Below are 10,091 nucleotides of genomic sequence, written 5' to 3' on the forward strand. Positions count from 1 at the left end.
GCCATTGTGATAATCCTTTATTGGGTATTAACCGCACAATACGGCGGCGCGGGCAGGGTCGATAGCTATCAGTGCGCTAAGTAAGACGTCCATGTCGGCCATCATCCGGTTTTTATCACCGTCTCCTCGTTGCGATTTCATACGCAGTAATTTCAGCCGACGGGCTTTCACTTCAAATACCAGCCCCGGCTCCCACTGCGGCAACGTGAGTGAGAGACTGTCACTATCCAGGCTGCCGAGGAGATGCAGCGCCATATCATTTTTACCGTACTGCTCCGAAACCCGCGCCATCACTAAGCGCAACAGCCACTGGTGGCGGGCGGTATGGATGCCCGGTCTGGTCTGCAACCAGGTCAGTGCAGACTCCACGCCATCGCTGTCTGCCTGGGCAAGTGCTTCAGGCTCAAGCAGGAGAATGTCATCTTCACCTGAAGCCACGGAGGCAGCGGGTTCATTTCCCCAACCCGAGACAGATTCCAGCACCTGCTGGTTAATCCAGCCTTGTGTGACTTCATCGGCAAACGGCGTGCCGTCGCTCCATGATAAACTTTCCAGACCCGGCAAACGGGTGAGAAACAGCGCCAGATCTTGCGTGATACAAGTTGCCCAGCCTTCATAAGGTGCGCCGGCTTTGCTGAGTGCCTGATGCAAATACCACTGAACATCGAGCCAGAAATGGTTAACGCCTTCAGCAAACATGGATTCCGCCTGCTCCAGCAGTTCGACCCAACTCTGTTGCAAATACAATCGTTTAAGCTGAGCACGATATTCAGGGCGGGGCGGGAGCAAGCGGGTGCGGCCACTGGCATCCAGCGGCGGCAGTTCGTGGACGGTGTCCCAGCGCACACTCTTAATAAGATGATGGCCTGAGAGCCACCCTTGCGGCTGATCCCGCAGGTATTTTGCCAGCATTTTCGCCTGATCAAGCAGGTCCCTCCCTGATTGCACGGATCGCAGGGAAGGGGATAAACCACTGTTTTCTGACTGTGATGACGATGCACTGGTTTGCGGGACGACGGCGTTCATCCCGCCTGACTGAGCGAGGCGATTTTCGAGTGCGGCGTAGAGCGCCCCCAGTTCTGGTTTTGAGGATTCATTCCAGGTTCTGACGCCCTGTTCAATCAACACAAGTGCGCCAATGATGCGCGCAAAATCTGTTTTATCGACTTCAGGATATAGCGACAGACTGTCCAGTACGCGGGAGCCTGCGACCCATTCCAGTGATGTCTTGCGGCTGTTTACACGTAGAGGATGAAGGTTTTCCCCGTAGCGGGCAATCAGCCCGGCCAGAAGAGAAAGTCCGTCAGCCAGTCCGGCCTCACCGTCACGATGAAGACGCGCCCAGATGTAATAAGTGGCCACGCGGACGTCTTTACATTGGCTGGCGAGCAGTTTTTCTGCCAGTTCGCAGGTCAGGGTAGTATCCGCACCGGAGAGTTTGTTGACCTCTTCGCGCATTTGCTGGAAGTCATCGTCGTAACCCGGATCTTCGCCCGCGGGCTGATCCGGTGTAATTGGCTGCAACCATTTATCCCAAAGGGCAACCTGATTTTCTGCCTGAGATAAAAGAGATTCAGGCTCTGCCGCGCAGGCGGTAAGCAGGGTGGTTAATGTGGTCATTACGGCTCCTCGGCGATTGCATCGGGATCAAAAGGCTGTTCAGCAGATGAAGGACTAGCCTGAATCAGGAAAATCTGTGCCGGTAATGTGAAGTTACGCAGCTGCAACAGACCCAGCGGGCCTTTACCCAGTTCAGTGCGCAATATCCACTGCAGTTGTTGTTTGTCTGACGTGGTGAATGTCAGCTGATAACGGCCTTCATCCAGCTTTTGTTGTTTAGCCTGTTCAAGCCAGCGGATAAGTCCCCAGGTCCCCTGATAATCACCGTATAACCGGGCACCGGCGGAGGTCGAGGTCCATGTCAGCATGGTGCCCGGCTTATAGGTATCGCCCGGCCAACGGAAGCTTTGCCAGCTTTCCATCTGATTGAAGTAACGCAATTTTTGTCCGTCGATCGAAAGATTCGTTTCGACAACATCAGGAACCGGACGGGCCAGCAATTCAAAGCGCATTCCCTGGCTGCCGTCGGTGAACAGGATGTCGGAGATCTGGCTGAGCTGGTTGATCGCCGCCAGAAATGCCGGATTGAAGGTCAGACCCTGACTGTTCACTTTATCCGGCACCCAGCTTGTCCCTTCTTTGTGCAGAACACCGCTCAGCTCACGGGTCAGGAAGTTGTCGATACGGCCACTATCCTTGCGAATAAACTCTGCCAGCATCGGAAGAGAAGCATCGCTTTTGCTGGCAGCAAACGGATAGCGTCCGTCGAAGGCGGATTTCCAGTTGTTAACAATGGCGTTTTTCCACTGGTCATTAAGGCTGGCCGAAGAGGGCTGTAATACGGCTTCCCATGCCTGTGTCAGTGGCTGTACAAACATGGTCTGGCCGAAACCGCTCCATTCTTCACCGAGGCTGGCAGCGATCAGGCTGCCATATTCCTGACTATCGGTCAGGTCTACGCTTTTACCCTGGAACACCGTTTGTGCCAGCACTTGCGTCATCTCCTGCGGGTCAGAAGCATTCGCCACCTGCTGAAGTTTCAGGCGCACGCGGGTAATACGGGTCAACAACGTTTGCAGGCTAAGCGAACTGTCCGATGACAACATGTTCTGCGCACTGCCCTTTCCCATCAGGGCGAGCAGCGGACCAAAGGTTTCATCCAGAGGCCTGACAGGCCCGCTGGCGTGCTGATCAATAGCAGGTTGTGAATCTTTATTGATGAGTGCTTTGGCTGATTTCACCAGAGAATCTGACAGCGCTTCGTTTTGCTGTCCGGTTTGTCCCTGCCATGCCAGCGTGTTCATCAGGGCGATCAACGGGGACTGGCGTACGTCGCTCATCAATGAAAGCTGATCAATAACATCTGACAGATTTTTAGCTTCATTCCAGCGCAGACTATTGAGAAAATTCAGCCAGCTACCCGCAAAGTCAGTGAAATAGCGTTCAGTGAGGCGTTTCTTTAACGCTTCCGGTGAAATATCTTCAGAGATCGCCCGGCGGTTATCGCTCAACACCCAGTCAATTTCCTCGCGACGCGAAGATACCGCTTTGTCGATCGCCTCCTGGATTTGTTCATCCCAGGCTTTGCGCGTGAACATACCCGGTACCACTTCATCGCTTCTGAACAGACGCTGCGCATCTGTATCACCCGTCATATCCAGCAGTGTCATGTCTGCGTAATTGCGGCGGACTGAAAGCAGCATATTTTCATACAAAGTACTTTCAGCATTGCGCTGACCGATTTCACCCAGCAAAACCTGTCGCGACTGGGAAACCAGCGCCAGATCCGGCTTAATCTTCCAGTCTGGCTGCGTGCGCAGGTTGGCGGCATAAAACTGCCATAAGTCAGGAGCCAGACTCTGCCACAATCCCGGAGACACGCCGGGGCGTTGCGGTTGTGTCGTTTTCATTACCTGTGCGTAAAACGCGGCATCTGCTTTTTCCGGTCTGATCATCATCAGATATGCTTTAAGCTGGTCGTAGCCTGACTTTGCCAGCGCAGCACGTTTCGGGCTGTTGGCGGGAAGGCTGGCAAGTTCGTTGAGCTTATGTAGCAAACTTTCAGCTGCGGCATCGCGGATCAGGCGGTTATTAGCGCTGCCATATGATGGCAGCAGGGCTGTGAGCAACTGCGCATTGTGGTCCAGACCAAAACGCTGATACCAAGGCGCACCCTCAGTAACGCGAGCCTGAAGACGACCGATATCATTGCGCAGTGTCTGCAAGGCAATTAATTGCTCATCGGAAACAGGCTGCGGTTTGGCGAGGTATTGCGTCTGCTCAGCGGCAGAGACCATCTGATGACGGTTCACAGCAAAGGACACCACGCTGCCAATGCCCCACAGGACGATCAGCGCGAGCACACCGTAGCAGAGCGTTTGCTCCCACGGCAGACCGACGCGACGACCGCGTGCAGACCGGCAGTCATCCAGCACGCTCTGCCAGCTTGCAGGCGGTGTCCAGGTTTTATCATGTACACCGGCAGAGGCTGCTGAGGTCTGCGGCAAGCTGAACATCAGGCCGCGCATTGGAATGCGTGCGGCATAGTCAGCAGACCAGGGTGTAAGTATCTGACCCCAGCGGGCTGCACCAGACTCGCCTAACGACTGCGCCAGACGCAGCAGAAAATCGTGTGTCTGTTGGGTCAATACCTGCTGCATTCCCTGCTCGCGCATCAGGGGTATCAGCGATTTCAGCGTTCTTTCTACCGATTGTGAGGTGGCATTAGCCGGGAAAATAACCCCGACCGGCTGCTCGATACGTTCATCCTGCGACCAGTCGCTTTCGCAAACCTGCCACAGATATACCGGCGCCTGATAACGCAATGCTTCGCCGGTTTTCTCAAGCGAGCGCAGACCGTCGTCCATCCACTGCGACGTTTTGGTTTGAGATTCGGTGACGGCCCAGAGAATGCCATCAAACGGACGGGTGCGACGCAGTTTCCGCCATTCAGAAAGACGCGCATCGTCAGCAGCTTCATGCAGACTGCCACCGTGAATAAGCACGGTACGCTGACCTTCCAGCCAGCCCTGTTCTGCCAGTGTAGGTGCCAGGGCAGTGATTTCACTGGCCTCACCGACGATCATCAACAGGCGTACTTTATAACGCCAGAACAGACCGTAGCGGCGGCGCAGCCGAGCTTTGAGCTGGGCGAGGTCGGACTGGGATTTATTGGGCAGCTTTGAGTCCAGCTTTTTGGGGGGCAAAACATCATCGCCGGAAATATTCTGCCGTTCATGTCTGAAACTACGGCGACCCTCGACGCGTGTTCCCCAAAACAGGAAAAAGGCGATGAGAAATATGGCAACGCACGCGGCAACCGAACTGCTTAACCACGCGTACCAGCCTGGAGTTGCCCGAATCAGGTTTAATTTTTCGGGATGCCAGCAGAGGGTCCAGACCATCATGAGACCTGTGAGTAAGCCGATTAAAATAAGGCACCAGAACACCAGTTCAGGTTTTTTAATTAAGGACAGAATTCGTTTCATCTTTCGCCTTCCTGGCCAGAAATTGCCGGGGATACAATCATGTTCCAGACCTTTCCATTTTGTTGTTCGAGACATATCAGCAGATGGTATGCAGGATGTTGTTGTATTGCCTGAGCCGCTGCAGCAACAGCAAGCCAGGAGGCCGCTTTATCAGGGAGGCCCAGATAATCGGTAAAATCATGTACACCGGTTTGTTGGTCAACACCACTCAACGAAGCAGAACTGATGGCCTTCATCAGAGGTATATGCTCGCTGTCATCAGTCGTTACGCCAGCCAGCCAGATATGCCCGGGTATGGCGGGCGCGACAGGAACCCAGTCAAGCGCCTGCCCGAGAGCATATTCAAATGCATCCGGTGATGTCCCGACGGCTTCGGGGCGATGAAGAAAGGCCAGAGGTGAAATAGCATGTTGGGTCAGGCGGTTGCCAAGCAAGATGCAGGTAATCGCCTCTGCTGACATGGGCGTATTCACTGGCGAATATTGCCATGACACGACAAGCAACAAAGCATCGCTGTGAATGCGATGATCCAGCCATTCATCGACAACTTGCATTCCGCTGCCAGATATACGCGAGCAGGATTGTTGGATCCCGCTTGTCTTCCAGGCTTGCCACCACAGAGCCTCTGCTTTCTCCTCAGGTATTGATGACGATGATTCAAATAGCAGCATCAGGGGTTTATCTGCAGGCAATAGCGCAAGTGTTTGCGCTAATTGTTTTGCCAGTGAGATAAATAACATTTCAAGGTGTTTTTCATCGGATAAACCCGCTATTCGGGCTAACTGGCTCAGACGAATATTCTCCTCATCGCGCCAGGAACGCTGGGTAAAGAGTACATTGTCATTACGCAGCAAATTGGCCGATACAGAAGCCAGGGGTGTCTCTGCCTCCGAGTGTGCGGTACAGCACTCGGCTGCTAATATTTGTAATGCACGACGACCCCGGCGAACTTCCTGAATAATAGTATTTTCTCTTTCTTTATCGTAGGCGCTGGCAAATATTTGCTTAAGTAGATAAATCAAATAAGACGAAAAATATAAGCATCCCGTAATAATTCCAGGAATGCCCACGGACACTAATACATTATTTTCTCCTGTCACCAGCCTGGAATAAACAATGCTTAGGCCAATTAGAAAAATAAGAAAAACTATCCAGCGCGACAGGCGAGGTGGGATCGGTCTGATGCAGGTGTCAGGGATGTTTTTTAAATCTACGGCCATAGCGTTTTTCTTGTATTAGAGAGCTCAGGGGGGTTAAATGACAGAGGCAGGTAATGAGTTACAGGTTACTATATTTCTCTGCTCTTGTTCGTTTTTCGCCTCAGAGTTTATTTTGAGGCAATATAGAAATCACCATGATTTATTATTTAAGCGGCGTGAGATTCAGTCAGGTTAGACAAAATATTTGCCATGGCTGACGAAACATAGTCACGCTCCCCCTCAAGCCAGGCCTTACGCAGAGTACAGACTTTATCCACGTCAGGTGTTTGTATGTGTAACTTAAAAAGACGGTTATCCATATGCGTGACTTTGACATTATTATATGGGACCCGGTAGGTTTCGGAATATAGCCCAGGTGTAATTATTAACTCATTTTTTGATAACCCAATAACTACCCGATTGTTCAGGCGGAAACCATTAACCAAAGCCAGCACGCCGGCTCCTACCAAAATACTACCGGTCCCTAGGCCCATGACCATTATCACCCCTCCGAGGACAATAAACACTACGCCATTAATAAAAAATGGCGTTGTTTTGAAGTATAGTTTCACACTTTCATTCATCTCTGTGTTTTCTTCCGTACTTCCTTCTGCAGGTGTATTTAAACCTGTTTTCCCCTCAGTGTTTATATTGTTTTCTTCTTCAGGTGATGAGAATACAGTCATACCCTGGTTAGATTTTTTTTCGTAACTTGACATATATCCAATGAAAAACACCATGCCAATGGGGAGCATGAAAAATGCGCCAATGCCTGCGATAATTCGCCCCGCTTTTGGTGCCAGAAATAACAAGCCAATACTTGCAATTTGCATGGCCAACGCAACAATAAATAACGGGAGTACAATAGACCACACCAGGTGTGAATTGTTATAATCGTACCCGCCTGCTGTTTCAGATAAATTAAACCATGCAATACATGTAATGAGTATATTAATGAGCAAACCAATCCAAAGCATTAAGCTAATTCTTTTCATTTAAAATTCCTTTAGATAAACAAAAACATTTTTAATTTATAATAAGACGGCACAGTTCTACGTTTCGATTTGAGCAGAAAAAATTCTGAGAGAAGAAAGTCAGTTGCCGATGCAAACCGTTTTAAGGTGCGGTGGTCGATTCCCGCTCCATATCTTCCGGCCAGCGGTCTGCCTTGCGTGGGCACCAGTCGTCAGGCCGGCCGGTTTCTACCGGATCTGCTGTGACTGAGTCATGCTGCATATAAACAGAGAGATAACTCCAGATCTGGCACAGCATTTCCTGTGAGCTGCGCTCTTTAGCAATCAGAAAGCGGGTAACGACTTTATTTGTGCCCGGCTCGCAAACCGAACCGAAAAGCTGATACCCCGAGTCTAACCTTGCATAGGAATAGCAAATTTCGCCATGAACATTGCCCCAATCGTAAGAGCGGATGGTTGTTGGCCATTTCATCCATGGGAGTTGCGCACGTTTGTAGTCGAAGATATAAATTTTTTGCCGTTTCCGATTCAGGCGAATGGGTTGGTCTCGGGGCTGGGCTAAGTACATTCTCAAGCCAAAGCTGGCCATAGCAAAAAAAACAAATGTCCCTCCCAATCCTATAATTATCATCCCATGACCAGTGTGGCCATGTTGTATGGCAAAACCAGAAACCCCAACACCAATGCCAATAATCGACATTAAAATTGCCCATGCAAGCACCCCTCCCCAGGAGACTTCAGCGCTGTAACGAGGGACTTCCAGATAGGTATCGTTCATCGTCGTCAACCAACGTAGCTGCGGTGGTACCAGCTGAGGTTCGTGATTCTCCGGCATATCTTCCCGCCAGTTTTTAATGGGCGGATTAAGTCTCGGTTGAGGTTCGTCCATGGTAAATAGAGGCATTTGGAAACAATCCTTTAAGGTTTAGCTTTTCCATCTTGCGAAAGTTACAGGGCGCTTTAAGGTGCCGTTGTTGACTCCCGTTCCATATCTTCCGGCCAACGGTCTGCCTTGCGTGGGCGCCAGTCGTCAGGCCGGCCGGTTTCTACCGGATCTGCTGTGACCGAGTCATGCTGCATATAGACAGAGAGATAACTCCAGATCTGGCACAGCATTTCCTGTGAGCTGCGCTCTTTTGCAATCAAAAAGCGGGTAACGACTTTGTTAGTGCCGGGTTCACAGACTGAACCGAAAAGCTGATACCCGGAATCATAACGTGCGCTGGAATAACGGATTTCGCCGCGAACATCCGCCCAGTTGTATGACCTGATAGTGGTGGTCCATTTACGCCAGGGTAAGAACGTATGTTTGTACTCAAATATATAAATTTTTTGGCGTTTGCGATTCAGGCGAATGGGCTGGTCTCGAGGCTGGACGAAATACATTTTCAGGCAAAAAAGCATTAAGCAAAAGAATATAAATGCTCCACCCAATCCTATTGCGGTCATCGCATAATCATCGTAGCCGCCCTGAATGACAAAACCAAAAGCCCCAACGACAACCCCAAGAATGAACATTAAAACTGCACTTGCAAGCATTCCTCCCCAAACTATCGTACTGTAAAGGGGTACCTCCAGAAAGATATCGTTAAGCATCGTTAACCAGCGTAGCTGAGGGGGCACCAATTGCGGTTCGTGGTTATTCGGCATGTCTTCACGCCAGTTTTTAATGGGTGTAGTGAGTTTCGGCTGTGGTTCTTCCATGGTAAACAGAGGCATTCGAGGGCAATCCTTTAAGGTTTAGCTTTTCCATCTTGCGAAAGTTACAGGGCGCTTTAAGGTGCCGTTGTTGACTCCCGTTCCATATCGTCTGGCCAGCGGTCTGCCTTGCGCGGGCACCAGTCGTCAGGCCGGCCGGTTTCTACCGGATCTGCTGTGACCGAGTCATGCTGCATATAAACCGAAAGATAACTCCAAATCTGGCACAGCATTTCCTGTGAGCTGCGCTCTTTAGCAATCAGAAAGCGGGTAACGACTTTATTTGTGCCCGGCTCGCAAACCGAACCGAAAAGCTGGAAGCCCATATTATAACGATCACTGGAATAACGTATTTCGCCGCGAACATCCGCCCAGTCATATGACCGGATGGTGGTTGGCCATTTTAGCCAGGGTAAACGCGAACGGTTATATTCGTAAATATAGATTCTTTGGTGTTTACGGTTGAGGCGTAGGGGCTGGACGCGTGGTTGAACAAAGTAAACTTTCAGAGCAAAAAAAGCGAGAGTAAATAAACCAAATGCTCCCGTCGCTCCCATGACTATCATCCAATAGCCATCAACACCCTCTTGCATGAATAAACCAAAAACGCCAAAACCGATAGCAAGAATGGAAGACATAATGCCACTAAGAAATACTCCTACCCATGAGACTTCTGTGCTGTAGCGAGGCACTTCTATAAATGTATCATTCAGTGCTGTCAGCCAGCGTAGCTTAGGGGGCACCAGTTGTGGCTCATGATTCTCCGGCATATCTTCCCGCCAGTTCTTGACAGGTGGATTAAGTCTCGGTTGAGGTTCGTCAATGGTAAACAGAGGCATTCGAGGGCAATCCTTTTAGATTTAGTTATCCATCTTGCGTAGGTTGCAGGGCGCTTTAAGGTGCCGTTGTTGACTCCCGTTCCATATCGTCTGGCCAGCGGTCTGCCTTGCGCGGGCGCCAGTCGTCAGACCGGCCGGTTTCTACCGGATCTGCTGTGACCGAGTCATGCTGCATATAGACAGAGAGATAACTCCAGATCTGGCACAGCATTTCTTGTGAGCTGCGCTCTTTAGCTATCAGAAAGCGGGTAACGACTTTATTTGTGCCCGGCTCGCAAACCGAACCGAAAAGCTGGAAGCCCATATTATAACGATCACTGGAATAACGTATTT

At 50.7% G+C, this 10,091-nt stretch carries 8 protein-coding genes; all 8 read right to left on the bottom strand.

Features of this window, described 5'->3' with window-relative positions; translation table 11 throughout:
* Window positions 1-27: 27 nt before the first annotated feature.
* Window positions 28-1,620 carry a type VI secretion system protein TssA gene (gene tssA / locus UC15_RS19880; RefSeq protein ID WP_112290377.1) on the bottom strand — a complete coding sequence of 531 codons (1,593 nt, stop codon included), beginning with the start codon at window positions 1,618-1,620 and terminating at the stop codon, window positions 28-30.
* On the bottom strand, window positions 1,620-5,048 hold the full coding sequence (locus UC15_RS19885; RefSeq protein WP_112290379.1) for an ImcF-related family protein: 3,429 nt from the start codon (window positions 5,046-5,048) through the stop codon (window positions 1,620-1,622). Before UC15_RS19885 ends, tssA begins: the two co-directional genes overlap by 1 nt.
* Window positions 5,045-6,268: a hypothetical protein gene (locus tag UC15_RS19890; protein ID WP_112290380.1), complete on the bottom strand. Its 1,224-nt coding sequence runs from the start codon at window positions 6,266-6,268 to the stop codon at window positions 5,045-5,047. Before UC15_RS19890 ends, UC15_RS19885 begins: the two co-directional genes overlap by 4 nt.
* A gap of 146 nt (window positions 6,269-6,414) precedes the next feature.
* On the bottom strand, window positions 6,415-7,242 hold the full coding sequence (locus UC15_RS19895; protein WP_112290382.1) for a hypothetical protein: 828 nt from the start codon (window positions 7,240-7,242) through the stop codon (window positions 6,415-6,417).
* Between the two features lie 121 nt (window positions 7,243-7,363).
* Window positions 7,364-8,125, bottom strand: a complete 762-nt coding sequence (locus tag UC15_RS19900; RefSeq protein ID WP_112290384.1) for a DUF6708 domain-containing protein — start codon at window positions 8,123-8,125, stop codon at window positions 7,364-7,366.
* A gap of 56 nt (window positions 8,126-8,181) precedes the next feature.
* Window positions 8,182-8,940, bottom strand: a complete 759-nt coding sequence (locus UC15_RS19905; RefSeq protein WP_112290385.1) for a DUF6708 domain-containing protein — start codon at window positions 8,938-8,940, stop codon at window positions 8,182-8,184.
* A 56-nt stretch (window positions 8,941-8,996) separates the two neighbouring features.
* Window positions 8,997-9,758, bottom strand: a complete 762-nt coding sequence (locus UC15_RS19910) for a DUF6708 domain-containing protein (protein WP_112290387.1) — start codon at window positions 9,756-9,758, stop codon at window positions 8,997-8,999.
* A gap of 55 nt (window positions 9,759-9,813) precedes the next feature.
* Window positions 9,814-10,091 (bottom strand): DUF6708 domain-containing protein (locus UC15_RS19915; RefSeq protein ID WP_369964529.1); only part of this gene is annotated, 278 nt, incomplete at its 5' end.

Source organism: Rahnella sp. AN3-3W3 (assembly GCF_003263545.1).
In the GTDB taxonomy this organism is placed as follows: domain Bacteria; phylum Pseudomonadota; class Gammaproteobacteria; order Enterobacterales; family Enterobacteriaceae; genus Rahnella; species Rahnella variigena.